Origin of the sequence: Azospirillum oleiclasticum, assembly GCF_013423485.1 — a bacterium.
Classification (GTDB): Bacteria; Pseudomonadota; Alphaproteobacteria; order Azospirillales; family Azospirillaceae; genus Azospirillum; species Azospirillum oleiclasticum.
Genome location: NZ_JABFFR010000053.1, coordinates 20,189 through 35,185, shown reverse-complemented (window position 1 = coordinate 35,185; position 14,997 = coordinate 20,189). Strand labels below are relative to the sequence as shown.

Sequence of the window (14,997 nt, the reverse complement as noted above, 5' to 3'; positions counted from 1 at the left end):
CGCTTCGGTCATCTCCGCCACGGTCCGAATGGCTGTCAGCTCTTCCAGCACTGATCCCATCGTCTTCTCCGCGCTTGATGGCTGAGAGTCGCACGTAACCGCTGGAAGTGCTATTCCTTACTGTCTTTCGTTGATAATGGCGATGTACATAATGATCACTCCCGTGTCGTCACCCCGATAGGCCGTTGAGGCGTCCGGTACCGGTGACGGAGCGGATCAGGGCGTGGACGTTGGCGCCCCGGTGATTGCTCACGGGGCTGGCTACCTTCGCCTCGCGCACGATCCTGCCCGCGGCCAGCCCCCTGAGCAATCACTCGATCAGTGCCTCGGGAGTGGCCTGCGCGAGGCGGGCTGTCTCATACCACTTCTCGGTAATCTCTGCGGGCACCATTCGCGCGAATGCATTGATTTCTGGAGTGAGAGCGGCAGCAATGGCTGAGACGAGACGCGGACGCAGTGCCAATTCCGGAGATCCATTGACTTTGATGGAAAGATTCGAGATATCGGCATCACTCAGGGTAATGTCTATGCCGATTTCCTTTCCAATACTCTTGAGATAGCCTGCCGGTGCCTGGAGGATTTCCTCAAAATGAAAGACTCGCAAATTATTCCCCGCTGCCTCTTTCCAGCGCTTGAAATGGTGTGCGTACGTCATCCGCGCCGACCACGCCAAAAATTCATCCCAAATTATATCTGACCAGTCTTTTGAAAACTCCTCTACGGGAATAACCCTCATTTTATTCAGGTGCTTCAGCCAGGACATGGCGTGCATTACAGGATCGCGCAAGGTTATTATTATTGGAATATTTTTATCATTAATTATAAACCTGATTTTTTCCATGTCCTTCTTGGAGACTGCGTCGAAATAGTACGGACTGATATCGCCAACTATTTTTCCCTTTGGTCTTCTGAAGATTTGCATATAGTCGGCGATACTGCCATTGGATCGCAAGATTTTTTCATAAATAGATTTATGATAATTATGTTCGGAATTGCGCGCATCGAGCAACAGAAGCCGCTCTGCGAGGCGTGATTTGGTTTTTTCGATGTGAATGCAAAAGTAGTTTATTTCCTTAACAGGAAAAAACATACAGCTTGGCTGTGAATTCAGAACTTGAAACAACCAACTTGTTCCAGTCCGAGGGGGGCCTATGGCAATAAAATCTGGCCCAATGACTTCTCCGGCCGATGGGATGGGGGAATTTTCTTCTGTCATGATATCATTGTCTTTCCAAGCACGGAGCGCTCGTATCGGATGCTGTGCATTCCGACGTCGTAACCTGATTCGGTATGAACCCGTCCGAGTGATGTGGAGGACGCGGGTTTAGCAGACATAAGACATGTCATAGCCAAGGGCATCGTACGCCCCGCCCAGATTCTCATGCTCCATAGCCAGGATAAAGAGCCGTCGTTGCCACTCAGTCCAGCCTTTGTATTGGATGAACCCTGCACGTTCTGTCGCTGACGCAAATCTCTTCGGTTGTTTCAGGACGGCATCAAGAAACGATTCGCTCAAAAAAACTCGCTTTTCCGTAATGAAATGAAAAATATGACAAAAATTGTCGATTTCATTGGTCAGCCGCTCCATAAGATAGATTGGCATACCGCTGCAAAAATTAACGGAATCTCTGTTACGTATGGCCAGGATCGACAGAATGAACGCCATATCATGCGGGCTATCGATATCAAATTTGGCGGTACGCAGGAGTTCCAAATATTCTGGACTTGCCGGCAAATTTGTTTCTACGAAACTACGATTTCTTGCAATGATTCTATCGCGCGCGCTTTCGGCATTATTAAAAGACTTCAGGATCTGATTTTGCATTGACACGGTTCGAATAACGGGGTGACGTGTTACCGTCGCGATTCGGTAATGGCGACGATAGGTACCTGGGTTCAGGTAAGGTACAGCGGCGTTGTATCCGTGAATGCTACCGATAACCGATTCTTCCCGTTGTCCTTCCAGTATGTCGAAGTAATCGTCGAGATGAAGGTCGGCCTCACTGCGCAGAGCAGTGTCCGGCGGCCGTTTGAAGTCCGGAGTAAGCGTTCGATCAACCGTTACGGGTGTGACGTCAATGCCGTGAGTTGTAAAGACATCTGGATGCCGATTGATAGCTTCGGCTATCCAGTTGGTGGCTGTCCTTCCGCAGCTTTCCAGAAAAAAAAAACGTTCTCTGCTGGGTTTCAATCTCCGGCATCATTTTTTGATCCTGTGGCTTGCGGGGATTGGTGATCAAAATACCAATATTCTGCGATTTTACTTCTCCCGATTCTGTCGGATTAGCAGACATCCCTCCTTCCCGCCACAGGATCACGCCAATAGGTCAACAAATCCTTTATTGCCCGCTTGTAGAGAATCCGCGGTTCCCACCCGGTATGCGCCTGGAGTTCCGATGCCATGGAGGCTCCTCCTCTCCCCTCTATCTGGAAAAAAAATCTTAACGAACATAGATTATCGAGAATAGGCTGTGTTTGGTTGATAATGGCGGAGCAGAGATTGGGAACGAACAAAGAACCACAAGGCATGCACGGAAAGCCCATCCTTCGCCAGACTATTTTTAATAGGTTATTAATCCGTACCGACATCAGATCGATGGTGCCGTTTTGATGTCGGCGGTGACATGGAGCGAGCGGTTGCGCCGTTCATGGCCGCGCCAGGGAGGAACCCATGGCCGTTGAAGTGTTGGAAGGTGGCAGGACCTACCATGTCCGGGTCGATGGTGACGACACCAATGACGGTCTGGGGGATTCGCCGGAACGCGCGCTCCGCACGATTCAACGGGCCGTCGATATCCTCTACTCGTCCGTCGACTTCGCCGGCCACGACGTGACGATCCAGGTCGGGGCGGGCTTCTACCCCGACACCAACGTCACCATCCGCGGTCCCCACCGGGGCGGCGGACGCCTGATCATCCAGGGCGACGTCGAACATCCGGGAAGGGTCGTGCTGGATTCCGGTTGGGACCGGGAATCGATGGCCACCATCTGGGTGGTGAACGGTGCCGCCGTCTATCTCAGGGGTCTGCACATCCGGGCAACCTCCTGCGACCCCGGGTTGCTGGCGACGGGGCTGCGGGCGACGTTCCGCGGCATCATCTTCCTGATCGGCCCGATGGAGTTCGGGGATGCCGCCTACGCGCAAATCCTTGCCGGCAACGCACAGTTCACCATACTCGACGGCTACAAGATCGTCGGCGGCGCCCGCTACCATCTCTTCTCCTCGACAGGCTCCAACATCGCGACCTCGGGCGATCCAGAGAAGTTCGTCGTGATTGAGGGGGAACCGCATTTCTCGCACGCATTCGCCTGCGCCCAGACCATGTCGGTGATCAACTGGCGCTATCCGTTCCATGGCAAGGCGACCGGTCCCCGTCATCTGGTGAGCGACGGCGGTGTCATTTCGCGCAAGAGCATCGGGACCGACCTGAAGACCGCCGCGGGCGGATTTCCGGGCTCGGAACCGGGAACGAATCGCTCCGGGTTCTATGACGGCCATGTCGGCGGGGAACGCCTGCTGAGCGGCGGCGCGCCGGTGGGCCCCCTGCAAGGAGCCCTGGTGCGCGTCGATATGAACACCGATGCGGACCAGATCGTTCCGATCACCTGCCCATCGACGCGTTACTTGGTGTGGGGAGCGGTGATGCTCGACGCCAGCACCTGCCTGTCCAACGCGATGGGGGGCCTGTACACGAGGCCGGGCAAGCAGGGAACCGCCGTTGTCTCCGCCAGCCAGAGATACGATGGCCTGGTTCAGGCCGGCCTGAACCAGGCCGGGGGAGCCAAGGCCCTCGCCACCACCCCCAACGCCGTGCTCGACCGCCACAAACTGCATTTCTCCTTGACCACGCCGGAGGGCGTGCCGGCACAGGCGACCATTCTCATCCACATCCTGCCGATCTACGACGACTGACCGGACGCCGGAGCGATGGCATCCCCTGCCGATGTCGATCAAGCATGGGTGTTCCGCCGGGGCACCCGCCATGGAATAGAGAGCATGACCGAGAAGACCCATTTCATCATTGGCGGTGTCGGTCGCACGGCGACCCAGTGGCTGACGCGTGCGCTGAACCGCCATCCCCATATTCTCGCCGCCCATGGCGCGGATTGGCGCCCCAACAAGGCGAGCATGGCAGATCCGGACAGCAATCACGCGCGCCGGGAAGCGGTTCTTGACTGGTTGCTTTCCGGTCAAATTCTTGATATCGACCGTTATTTTTCAATATTCAACGATTACTCAGAGGAATTTTGTGGAAATGTGCATGGGATCGACATCATCGGACCATATCTTTATCCACAAAATTTCAAGACACGTCTGCGGATCTGCCACGTCACCCGGCACCCCCTGCCGCGCATCCGCTCGATGGTCCGGAAATGCCGTGCGATGGGACAAGAGCATCCCCGGCACCGGGAGATGATGTCCGATTTCTACACCGGGCAGGTGGGGAAGATCGCCGACCTGCTGGAGCGCCATGGGGTGGCTCCACAGGGGGAGGATGAGGAAAATTTCGTTTCCTGCTTGCTGCTCATCATGAATAGCGATGCGGCCTTCCTGCGGACGACGGCGCCGGTGTTCCGCATGGAGGAGCTGACAACGCGGCTGGAGTGTTTCGGCACCCTGCTCCACCATGTGACCGCCGGCCGGCTGAGGGCGTCGGCCACCGAGATCGAGGGTATGATGGCGCTCGCCCCCGTTGACCGGCTCGGCGAGCCGGATGATCACGCGCGGATCATGGAGGAATGGGCGGACTGGCAGCGGAAGCTGTTCCGGGATTATCTGGAACGCACCGATCTGCGGGCCATATACACGGGACTCGGCTACGACCTGCCCTGCTGACGCCCTTGTGCCGTGCCTGTCGGGCAGCACGCCGAACCGGTCGTTCGGCGGCGGGCCCGCCGCGGGTCAGCATGCTCCGGCATCCGGAGGATGCTGGGCTTCGGCGATCACCCGCTCGAAAGCCTCCAGATCCGCCGGCCCCGCCTGCAGGACCGCCATCCCGGCCCGGCTCAGGCGGGCGCGACGATCCGGCGCAGCGACCAGCGCCTCCAACGCCCGGACATAGGATTCGAAGAAGGCCGGATCCGCCGGACGATCGGTCGCGGCCATCAGCCCTGACAGGTTGGCCGTCAGTTCCGGCACGCCGGGGTCGATCCGCATGCGGTGCCGCCGCCCACGCACGATCACCACGTTCACCCCGTCCTCCACCACCTCCTCGATGCCCGGCGGATCGCCGAGAATGGGCACGATTCCCAGCCTTAGGGCCTCGGTGACGCCGTTGCGGTACAGGATCGGTCCCGGCATCACCAGGATGTCCGCCTCCGCCATCACCGCATGATGCTTGTCGACGGCGAGGAAATCGGGCAGCCAGCGAATGCGCGGGTGCTCCATCGCCAGGGTTCGCAGACGCTGTGACAGGGTGGCGGGCAGCGGGCTGCGCAGGATCAGGTGGAGGTCGGGGAAGCGCCCGGCCAGCCGCTCGAATCCGTTGAGGACATCGACGCCGCCTCGGAAATAGAATCCGGCGTCCCGCTGCGCCCGGCTGTTGGTGAACAGCAGGGTGACCCGGTTGCCGTCGCCGGGCGCCGGACGCCGCCCTGTGGCGACCGCGGGGCTTTCCGGACCGGCCCCCAGATCGCAGGGACCGACATGGCGGGTTTTCCCGGCGATGATCCGGCTTTGGAAGAAGGCGCCGATGAAGCCTTTCGAGCGGGGATAGTGACTGCATATGGCCCGGCAGGCGGGGGCTTCGAGAAGCGTCTTGACGATCCGGTACCAGGGGCAGTGATCATCGATCCGCATGTCCTCCAGGGATGCGAACGGATTGAACAGGCTGGACAGGATATCGAACCAGAACACCCAGGGCCGCTGGCCCAAACTCAATGGTGCTGTGCTGACGAACTCCAGCGGCCAGCGCCCCTCCGGCACCAGCAGGCATGACAGCCGCACGGCGGCATACTCCGCCGCGTGCCGGAACTCCACATGGGGAAGCGCCTGGAAGTGGTCGCGGATCGCCGCGGCGGCCGGCAGGATGTCGGCCAGTCCGCCGCCGCCACGCCAGGCGCCCGCCGGCAGGATGTCGGGTGTCGTCCGTCGCAGCCGTGTCACCCAACCCATGTGGGCGTGGTGGTCGCTGTCATACTGGGCATAATAGGGCAGCCGCTGCGCCGCCAGCAGACCGTCGCCCCGCCAGCCAGCCGTCACCGGCGCTCCTGGCAGGGGCAGCGCCCGCAACGCCTCGATGGCGGCGCCGATGCCCTGGGGTTGGAGCAGGGCGGCGTGCGCCGCGGCCTCGACATACCGTGGCGAGAAGGGGGCCACCGCCAGTGCCCGCAACGCCCAAGGCAGCGCCTCGCCGCCCTTCCCCAGCGCGTTGGCGAGTTGGGCGCAGCGGAACCAGTCGTCCGCCTCCTGCGAGCGCGCCGCGATCGCCGCACCGAGATCCGCCGCCTCGCTGACCCGGCCCGAGCGGGCAAGGCACAGGCGCCGCAGTGCTGCCAACTCCAGATCCCCCGACGCCAGCGGCGTCGGGGGCAGGCGGGCCAGTGCCTCCTCGAACCGCCCCGCCGCCAGCGAGTCATGAACGCCAGCAATCAGTGCCCCCCGGTCCTGCCTTGCATCCCGGCCGAGGGAACGCTCAATCCCGGCGGGGCACATCGTGGACCGTCTGGAAATCCCGCAGCCGGTCGACCATGCGGGCCGTCTCCAGCATGGCGTCCGCCGGTGCCGCGCGGACCCGCGCCGCCAGGGTTTCCGCGTCGGCGACGACAGCCGCCGGTTCCACCGCCGCCAGACGCCGAATCGCGTCGGCGAACGGCGCCCGTTCAGCCTCCGGCAAGGCGCCGGCGTCGGCCAGTTCCAGGGCAAGGTCGAGGTATCCAAGCAGGATGGCCGCGACCATGAGCACTTGTGCCTGGCGGACGGCGGTGGACCCCAGACCGTCGGGGTGGTCGAGCGGGTCGCGCAAGAACACCGCGTCGGCGTGGCACAGCCGTTCGCGCGCCCGGAAGCGGGACTTGTCGAGGCGCTTGGTCGACCGGTTCTGGGCGTCCAGCAGGCCATAGAGGGAGAAGCCGGCATCGGTCATGAAACGGACGACATCGGCGCACAGCGGCATGCCCTCGTAGAACGGGAAGAAGGCGACCTCGCAGATGACGCAGACAGCCCGCTCGGCCAGGGTGCGCCGGGCGCCCTTGAGAATTTCTATCTCGGCGCCCTGCACGTCGATCTTGATGATCTCCGCCGCCGATCCGTGCCCGTCCTCCGCCAGCACGTCATCCAGCGCGCGCAACGGCACCTCCAGGACGCGCTCCAGCTCGAATCCGCGGAACGCGTAGCGGGAGGTGAAATGGCGGTTGACCGGCAGAAGCGAGCTGTTGTTGGCCTTGGACAGCAGGTGCAGGGCACCGGTGCCGGTGCCGGCCCCCAGGGCGCCGCGATGGACCCGGAAGCCCGCCCAGCCGCCACCCGGACCGATCTCCCGCTCCAGAATATCCGCCTCCCGGGGGTCCGGCTCGAAGGCCAGCACATCGAACACCTCCGGTGCGGCCTGGAAGATCTCGCTCGGACCCCAGCGGGCGCCGACGTCGATCAGCCCGATCGGGGCCTCGCGGAACGCGGCCGCCCACGGCAAATCCAGCAGACCGCTTTGAACGAGGGCGGTTCGATCGAACAGGGGGTTGATCACGGATCAGCGTCCCGTCATGGCAAGGGGCTCAGAGCGCAAGTTCGCTCACAAGACGCTGATCATAATAGTGTCCGCGGTCGAATGGCATACGGCGGCGGCCGGTTCCCCGATAAATCATGCGCATGGCACGCCATTCATCCACCGGCAGGACCCGGATGTCGAGGCTGATGCGGGTCGCGTCGGTCTCGTTCTTCTGGGTCGCGTGCAGGCAGCGGCTGTCGAAGAGCAGGAACTCGCCGGGGTCCATCACCACCGGCCGCGACATGGCGGCGATCCGGGCGGCGAAGGCATCGTCGGTCTGCACCCGCAGGGCGAGCGCCTCCAGGTCGTGATCGAGTTCCCGCAGCACCGCCTCGCTCTCGTCCAGGGGGGCGATGGCCATGGAGTTGGTGCCGAAGACCCGTGTGCAGGGGATCCACACATTCACCTCCTGGGGCGGATGCCCCAGCATGATGTCGGTGTGGTAACGGGGCTTCCAGGCGAACCCCTCCGGCTTGGGGAAGTGGAAGCGGATGGTGGGTGTCGCCTGGAACAGAAGGTCGCCATCGAACAGCGGCCGCAGCACGTCGCGGATGAAACGGTGGTAGACGGCGAGGAAGCCGGCGTCGGTGTCGTAGAAGCTACGCGCCACTTCGTTCAGTTCCCCTTCGTCCAGCCGGCGCAACTCGTCAGGGATCAGGCGGTGCAGATTGGAGAGGCTGTCCGATTCCACCAAATCCGCGGCCCGCACCAGCCCCTTGTCCACCAGCAACCGCTTGATCTCGCCCGGAAAATCGAAACGGGCCACATCGAAGCGCACCGGCTTCAGCCCGGTGCCATACCGCGTCGGCAGGAAGCCCCGGGCCTCTATGTCCTCCTTGAAGATCCGCTGCTCCTCGGGAGCGACGAGCTTCATCGTGTTGCCGTAGTGCCCGATCTGCATCGAGGCGTTCTCCCCCGGTGGTTCGTTCCGACCGCCCCCTCTCACCCATGGGGCGAATTCATTGAATTTCGATTTTGTTAACCCACCCTTGATATTTTATTAATGCGCTATCGCAAAGACGTTAGGGAGTGAACGCCATGGCAATAACTTTCACCCAAGATCCGGATAGTGCACTTTCGGAATTTCAGCGGAACGGATTTTTCATCGAGCCCGATCTGTTCTCGGAGGATGTGTGCCTTCGATTGATTGATGCAGCAAACGACCTGCCGTCCGCGCGGGACGGCTCTTTGACGCCCGTCATGAATCCTCACCGGATCAACCCGGTCTTCGAAGCGCCCATGCGCAATCCGGCCCTGCTTCGCATCATGGAGCGGATTTTGGGCGGTCGCGTCAGGGGGTTGCAGACCCAATTCTTCTTCGGCCGCCCGGGAACACAGGGCTTCACGATCCATCAGGACAACTTCTACGTCCGTTCCCCCCATGGTGCGTTCGGATCCGCTTGGCTGGCCCTCACCGACGTCGACCCGGAGAACGGCTCCCTGGTCGTCTATCCCGGCAGCCACCGCGAGGCGCTGCTCGACGTTACCCCGGTGGAGCAGCCCAGCACCTTCGGCCAGGATCCGAACGCCAACTGCCAGGAGGCCAAGCTGCCGCCGGGCTACAACCCGTTGAGCGTGACCGCCCGCCGGGGCTCGGTGGTGCTGATCCACGGCCACGTTGCCCATTCCTCCCACGACAACACCAGCACGAACCGCTTCCGGCACGTGCTGCTGATGACGTATGTTCGCGAGGGTGTGGACTATCGCACGGGGTTCGCTGCCAAGCGCGAAGCGTTCGACGTTTACGACGACGCGGCAACAGGCTGACCCGGCCTCCCCCCGCCCGTGCGTTCCTCCGCTCCTTGCCCCGCCTCACGGATACGTTCCATGCCACGTCTGACCATCGAGGATTTCGCACGGGCGTTCGGCGTCCCTGCCACGGCGCTGGCGCCGGAGACGCTGGCGCTCATCGACGGAGCGAACCTCGGCTACCGCCGGCTGGAGCGCGAGGAGCGCGACCGGCTGATCCTGGGCGTGATCGAGCGGCTCGAGGGGGGCGGGCTGACCCAGGTCGGCGCCCATCGGGATCGGATCTGGGATGGGGCCTGGGGCGACATGCGCACCCGTTTCCACGAGGCGGGCCAGGATCTGGAGGCGCTCAACCCCACCTTCGTCGGTGGCAGCCGTCTGGTCCGGATCGCCGGCGACTACGCAGAGGCGGATGATCCCCGGTTCGAACTCAGCGCCTTCGAGGTGTTTCGCGACTGGTTGTTCCGGGCTTGGCTCGCCCCCTTCGGCTCGGTTCTGGAATTCGGCTGCGGTAGTGGCTTCAACTTGGCGGCGCTGGCCAGGCTCGCCCCGGACAAGCGGCTGACCGGGCTGGACTGGTCACCGGCCTCGGTCGGACTGATCGGGGACATCGCCGACCATCACGGCTTCGACCTGACCGGGTTGCGGTTCGATTTCTTCGATCCCGATCCCGGGCTGTCCATTGGCCGGGGCGACGCGGTGATGACCTTCTGCGCTCTGGAACAGGTGGGAAGCCGTTTCGGGCCGTTTCTGGACTTCCTGCTGGAGAAGCGGCCGGGGCTCTGCCTGCATATGGAGCCGACCCTGGAGCATTACGACCCGGCCTCCCTGCCCGATGCCCTGGCCATCCGCTACCACCGGTACCGCCGCTATCTCGACGGATACCTGACACGCTTGCGGGAGCTGGAGGCGGAGGGTCGCGCCCGTATCCGGGTCGCCCGTCGTCTCGGCTGGGGCAGCCTCTATCAGGAATGCTACTCCTTGACGATCTGGGAGCCGTTGTGACCGGGAGGAAAGTGTTCACCGGTCGCACCGTGGCGGTGGCCGGTGCCTCCGGCCTGCTGGGCAGCCATGTGGCGACCCTGCTGGCCGCACGCGGGGCCCGCGTGCGGGCGGCGCGCTTCCGCAACCCTCTGCCGCCGGAGTTGTCCGGGTGCGAGGATTTCGCTGGCGACCTGCGCGATCCGGAGGCGGCGGCCCGCTTCGTGGCGGGGGCCGAACGCCTCTATATCTGCACCGGCGTCGTGGGGGGGGCCGGTATGATCGGCCGCTCGGTCGTCCAGATCACCCAGACCCTGACGACGGCGACCCAGCTGATGGAGGCGGCGGCACTGGCCGGCGTGCCGCGTGCCGGGCTGGTCAGCAGCACCACGGTCTATCCCCTGGCCGACCATCCCCTGACGGAGGAAGAGGGTTTCGTCGATCCACCGTTCGACGGGTATTTCGGGTTGGCTTGGCTGAACCGCGCCCTGGAGAAGGTGGCCGAGCATCTGGTCCGGACCGGCGCTCTCGCCGTCGCGGTGATCCGCCCCACCAGCATCTACGGCCCCAACGACCGGTTCGGGGCGCACGCCCATGTGCTGCCGAACCTGATCGACCGGGCGCTGGCCGGCGAGGATCCCTTCACCGTGTGGGGCGATGGAACGGCGGTGCGCGATTTCGTCCACGCCGCCGACGTGGCCCGTGCCCTGGTCGATGCGGTGGAGCAGGCGGCCGACGCCCGGCCCTTCAACATCGGCTCCGGGCAGCCGGTCACCATCGCCGAGGCGGTGGAGGCGGTGCTGGAGGCGGTGGCGTTCCGCCCCAGCCTTCTGCGCTTCGATGCCGGCAAGCCGACCGCCATTCCCGTGCGGCGGATCAGTATCGAGCGCGCCCGCGCGCGGCTGGCCTATGCCCCCTGCTTTGACTTGAGGCATGGTCTGGCCGATGTGGTACGGTGGCGCCGCCGCGCGCTCGGGCCGCAGCCGCAATGAACGAGACGCTGAACAAGGCGGAGGAACAGGCATGTTGCCCGAGACGGTAAGCGCTGGCCTGCGCGGCCGGAACATGGTGATCACCGGCGGAACGGGGCTGATCGGCCGCCAGATCGTCAAGCTCCTGTGCGATGCCGGCGCCCACGTCAATTGCGTTTCCCTGGACCGGATCGAAGTGGATCCGAGGGCGCGCCACACCCTCGCCGATCTGTGCGACTTCCAGACCTGCAAGGATCTGACCCATGGCATGGACGATGTGCTCCATGTCGCCGGCATCAAAGGATCGGTGGAGGTCACCAAATCGAAGCCGGCCAGCTTCTTCGTCCCGCTTCTGATGATGAACACCAACATGCTGGAAGCGGCGCGGGTCAACAAGGTCCAGCGGCTCGTCTACACCAGTTCCATCGGGGCCTACGAGGCGGCCGAGGTCTTCGTTGAATCCGACGAGATCGAAACGGGTCCGCCCATGGACATGTTTCCGGGCTGGGCCAAGCGGATGGCGGAGATGCAGATCCGCGCCTATGCCCAGCAATACGGGCTTGACCACTTCGCGGTGGTCCGCCCCTGCAACGTCTATGGCCCCGGCGACAACTTCGATCCCGAGAACGCCATGGTCATTCCGACGCTGATGGCCAAGGTCCGCCGCGGCGACAACCCCGTGCAGGTGTGGGGGGACGGGTCGGCGATCCGCGATTTCGCCTACAGCCGCGATGTCGCCGAGGGGGTGATCCTGGCCCTGGTCAAGGGCACCGGCGGCCGTCCGGTCAATCTGGCCAGCGGTACCGGCGTGTCCATCCGCGAGCTGGTGGAGACATTCCAGAAGGTGGTGCCCTTCGAGGCCTGGTTCGACACCGACAAGCCGGGCGGCTTTCCGCGGCGTGTGATGGACATCTCCCGGGCCCGCCGCCTGCTCGGCTACCACCCCTCGACCAGCCTTGAGCAGGGTTTGCGGGAAACCTGGGCATGGTACCTCACCAACGCCGATGAACATGAGCGCAAGGTCAATTACTTCCGGGAGGCGTGAGATGACGGCGCTGAAGGTCCGCGAGACCACTCTGGACGGCGTGCTGGTGATCGAGGCGCCGACCAATTTCGAGGATTTCCGCGGCAGTTATGTAGAGCTGTACAACCGCGATATCTATCACGCCGCCGGTCTGACCCAGGATTTCCTTCAGGACGACATCTCGACCTCGGGCCGTCATGTGCTGCGGGGCGTCCACGGCGACGGCAAGACCTGGAAGCTGGTGTCCTGCCTGTACGGCTCCTTCTATCTGGCGGTGGTCAATTGGGATCCCGGCTCTCCCGGCTACCGGCGCTGGGAAGGATTCACCCTGTCAGACAGCAACCGGCTGTCGGTGCTGATCCCGCCCAGGCACGGCAACGGCCATGTGGTGATGAGCGAGCGGGCGATCTTCCATTACAAGCAGACCACCCAGTACGACCGGTCCAGCCAGTTCACCCTGCGCTATGACGATCCCGCCATCGGCATCTGGTGGCCGGTCAAGACCCCCATCCTGTCCCGCCGTGATGACGAGGTCCCCCATGTTTGACGGTGCGCGCGTCCTGATCACCGGCGCCACCGGCCTGATCGGCTGCAACCTGATCCCACGGCTGCTGGCGGAGGGGGCCGCCGTGCGCGCCACCCTGTTCCGGTCTCCGGCGATCATCCCGGACACCCGGGTCGAGTATGTGCCGGTGGATTTGACCCGTGCGGAGGATTGCGCCCGGGTGGTCCAGGGGATGGATTTCGTCTTCATGTGCGCGGCGAACACCTCCGGCGCCGCGGTGATGGCCAACACGCCGCTGTCCCACGTCACCCCCAATGTCCTGATGAACACGCTGATGCTGCAAGCGGCCTGGGAGGCCGGGGTCAAGCGTTTCTGCTTCATCAGCTCCAGCGCCGCCTACCCGCCGTCGGGAGACCGCCCGGTGCGCGAGGACGAGATGTTCGCCGGCGATCCCTACGACATTTATTTTCCGGTCGGCTGGATGAAGCGTTACGTGGAGGTCCTGTGCCGGACCTACGCGGAGAAGATCACCCCGGCCATGCCCTGCGTGGTCATCCGACCGTCGAACATCTATGGGCCGTACGACAAGTTCAATCCCAAGACCTCCCACGTCACCGCCGCGCTGGTCCGTCGGGTGGCGGTCGAGGAGAACCCGATGGCGATCTGGGGCACCGGCAACGATGTCCGCGACCTGATCTACATCGACGATTTCATCGATGGCATGCTGACGGTGTTCCGCGAGGCCAGGGGGTTCGAGGCGATCAACATCGCCTCCGGTCAGGGGGTGCGGGTGCGCGACGTGCTGGATATGCTGATCGACATCGCGGACCAGCGGAACGTCACCGTCACCTACGACACCACCAAGCCGCAGATGATCCCGATCCGGCTGATCGACGCCTCCCTGGCCGAGCAGCGCTACGGCTTCAGGGCGACGACGCCGCTGCGCGAGGGGCTGGCCCGCACGCTGGACTGGTTCCGCGCCCATGGCGCCGGCCATCCCCGCTGATCCCGCCCCGCCAACCGGAGACCCGGCCATGACCGCCGCCCCCCGTGCGCTGATCACCGGCATCACCGGCATGGTCGGCTCCCATCTGGCCGAATATCTGCTGGAGAACACCGACTGGGAGATCCACGGCATGCTGCGCTGGCGCAGCCCGCTGGACAACCTGGCCGGGCTGACCGACCGGATCAACCGCAAGGACCGGGTCCATCTGGTCTATGGCGACCTGCGCGACGAGCTGGCGGTGCGGCACGTGGTGGAGACCAGCCGGCCCGACTACGTCTTCCATCTGGCCGCCCAGAGCTTTCCCCGCACCAGCTTCGACTCCCCCCTCGACACGCTGGACACCAACGTCCAGGGCACGGTGCGGGTGTTGGAGGCGCTGCGCCGGGCCAGCCCGGAGGCGTTCATCCACGTCTGTTCGTCGTCGGAGGTGTTCGGCCGGGTGCCGCGGGAAAAGCTGCCGATCAACGAGGACTGCTCGTTCCACCCGGCCTCGCCCTACGCCATCTCGAAGGTGGGAACCGACCTCGTCGGCCGGTATTACGCCGAGGCGTACGGCATGCGGGTGCTGGTGACGCGGATGTTCACCCACACCGGCCCGCGGCGCGGCGACGTGTTCGCCGAATCCACCTTCGCCAAGCAGATCGCCCTGATCGAGCGCGGCGCCGTGGAGCCGGTGGTCAAGGTGGGCAACCTCGATTCCCTGCGCACGGTGGCCGACGTGCGCGACGCGGTGCGCGCCTACCACATGCTGCTGACCGTCGATCCCCGGCCGGGCGCCGTCTACAACATCGGCGGCACGCACAGCTGCACGGTGGGACGGATCCTCCAGGACCTGATCGACCTGTCGCCGCGACGGGACGAGATCCGGGTGGAGGTGGACCCCGACCGGCTGCGCCCGATCGACGCCGACCTTCAGGTGCCCGACACCGGCCGCTTCCAGGCGCACACCGGCTGGCAGCCCCGGATCCCGTACGAGCGGACAATAAAGGATTTGTTGAACTATTGGCGCGACCGTGTGGCTCGTGAGGACGGGCGCCTGCTGGTCCGATGAAGTC

The 14,997-nt window shown here is 63.7% G+C and carries 14 protein-coding genes; 9 read left to right on the top strand and 5 right to left on the bottom strand.

What is annotated here, in order from left to right:
- Positions 1-310: 310 nt before the first annotated feature.
- Positions 311-1,216 carry a sulfotransferase gene (locus HL658_RS33660; protein ID WP_180286670.1) on the bottom strand — a complete coding sequence of 302 codons (906 nt, stop codon included), beginning with the start codon at positions 1,214-1,216 and terminating at the stop codon, positions 311-313.
- A gap of 108 nt (positions 1,217-1,324) precedes the next feature.
- The gene (locus tag HL658_RS33655) at positions 1,325-2,191 is read right to left on the bottom strand and encodes a hypothetical protein (RefSeq protein ID WP_180287714.1); all 867 of its coding nucleotides are present in this window, start codon (positions 2,189-2,191) and stop codon (positions 1,325-1,327) included.
- A gap of 480 nt (positions 2,192-2,671) precedes the next feature.
- Here HL658_RS33655 and HL658_RS33650 point away from each other — a divergent pair, with 480 nt between their 5' ends.
- Both HL658_RS33650 and HL658_RS33645 read left to right on the top strand, forming a co-directional pair.
- Positions 2,672-3,913: a hypothetical protein gene (locus tag HL658_RS33650; RefSeq protein ID WP_180286668.1), complete on the top strand. Its 1,242-nt coding sequence runs from the start codon at positions 2,672-2,674 to the stop codon at positions 3,911-3,913.
- An 84-nt stretch (positions 3,914-3,997) separates the two neighbouring features.
- Positions 3,998-4,837, top strand: a complete 840-nt coding sequence (locus HL658_RS33645) for a hypothetical protein (RefSeq protein ID WP_180286667.1) — start codon at positions 3,998-4,000, stop codon at positions 4,835-4,837.
- Between the two features lie 66 nt (positions 4,838-4,903).
- On the opposite strand, the gene HL658_RS33640 is transcribed toward HL658_RS33645, so the two are convergent.
- Genes HL658_RS33640 through HL658_RS33630 form a run of 3 tightly spaced genes read right to left on the bottom strand, consistent with a single transcriptional unit; the run spans position 4,904 to position 8,607 of the window.
- Positions 4,904-6,655: a glycosyltransferase family protein gene (locus tag HL658_RS33640; protein ID WP_180287713.1), complete on the bottom strand. Its 1,752-nt coding sequence runs from the start codon at positions 6,653-6,655 to the stop codon at positions 4,904-4,906.
- Positions 6,636-7,685, bottom strand: coding sequence for an FkbM family methyltransferase (locus HL658_RS33635; protein ID WP_180286665.1), 1,050 nt, complete (start codon positions 7,683-7,685; stop codon positions 6,636-6,638). Before HL658_RS33635 ends, HL658_RS33640 begins: the two co-directional genes overlap by 20 nt.
- Before the next feature lie 28 nt (positions 7,686-7,713).
- Positions 7,714-8,607, bottom strand: a complete 894-nt coding sequence (locus HL658_RS33630) for a phytanoyl-CoA dioxygenase family protein (protein ID WP_180286664.1) — start codon at positions 8,605-8,607, stop codon at positions 7,714-7,716.
- Positions 8,608-8,744: 137 nt separating this feature from the next.
- On the opposite strand from HL658_RS33630, the gene HL658_RS33625 reads away from it, so the two are divergent.
- From HL658_RS33625 to HL658_RS33595, 7 genes are read left to right on the top strand one after another with little or no spacing between them, the layout of a single operon-like run.
- A complete protein-coding gene (locus HL658_RS33625) occupies positions 8,745-9,473 on the top strand; it encodes a phytanoyl-CoA dioxygenase family protein (protein WP_180286663.1) in 729 nt (242 codons plus the stop codon).
- Between the two features lie 60 nt (positions 9,474-9,533).
- Positions 9,534-10,460 carry a methyltransferase domain-containing protein gene (locus tag HL658_RS33620; protein ID WP_180286662.1) on the top strand — a complete coding sequence of 309 codons (927 nt, stop codon included), beginning with the start codon at positions 9,534-9,536 and terminating at the stop codon, positions 10,458-10,460.
- Positions 10,457-11,428, top strand: coding sequence for an NAD-dependent epimerase/dehydratase family protein (locus tag HL658_RS33615; protein ID WP_180286661.1), 972 nt, complete (start codon positions 10,457-10,459; stop codon positions 11,426-11,428). The genes HL658_RS33620 and HL658_RS33615 overlap by 4 nt, the downstream gene beginning before the upstream one ends.
- 31 nt (positions 11,429-11,459) lie before the next feature.
- Positions 11,460-12,452 carry an NAD-dependent epimerase/dehydratase family protein gene (locus HL658_RS33610; RefSeq protein ID WP_180286660.1) on the top strand — a complete coding sequence of 331 codons (993 nt, stop codon included), beginning with the start codon at positions 11,460-11,462 and terminating at the stop codon, positions 12,450-12,452.
- 1 nt (position 12,453) lies between these two features.
- Positions 12,454-12,978 carry a dTDP-4-dehydrorhamnose 3,5-epimerase family protein gene (locus HL658_RS33605; RefSeq protein WP_180286659.1) on the top strand — a complete coding sequence of 175 codons (525 nt, stop codon included), beginning with the start codon at positions 12,454-12,456 and terminating at the stop codon, positions 12,976-12,978.
- Positions 12,971-13,942 carry an NAD-dependent epimerase/dehydratase family protein gene (locus tag HL658_RS33600; protein WP_180286658.1) on the top strand — a complete coding sequence of 324 codons (972 nt, stop codon included), beginning with the start codon at positions 12,971-12,973 and terminating at the stop codon, positions 13,940-13,942. Before HL658_RS33605 ends, HL658_RS33600 begins: the two co-directional genes overlap by 8 nt.
- A gap of 28 nt (positions 13,943-13,970) precedes the next feature.
- The gene (locus HL658_RS33595) at positions 13,971-14,993 is read left to right on the top strand and encodes a GDP-mannose 4,6-dehydratase (protein ID WP_180286657.1); all 1,023 of its coding nucleotides are present in this window, start codon (positions 13,971-13,973) and stop codon (positions 14,991-14,993) included.
- Positions 14,994-14,997: the final 4 nt, after the last annotated feature.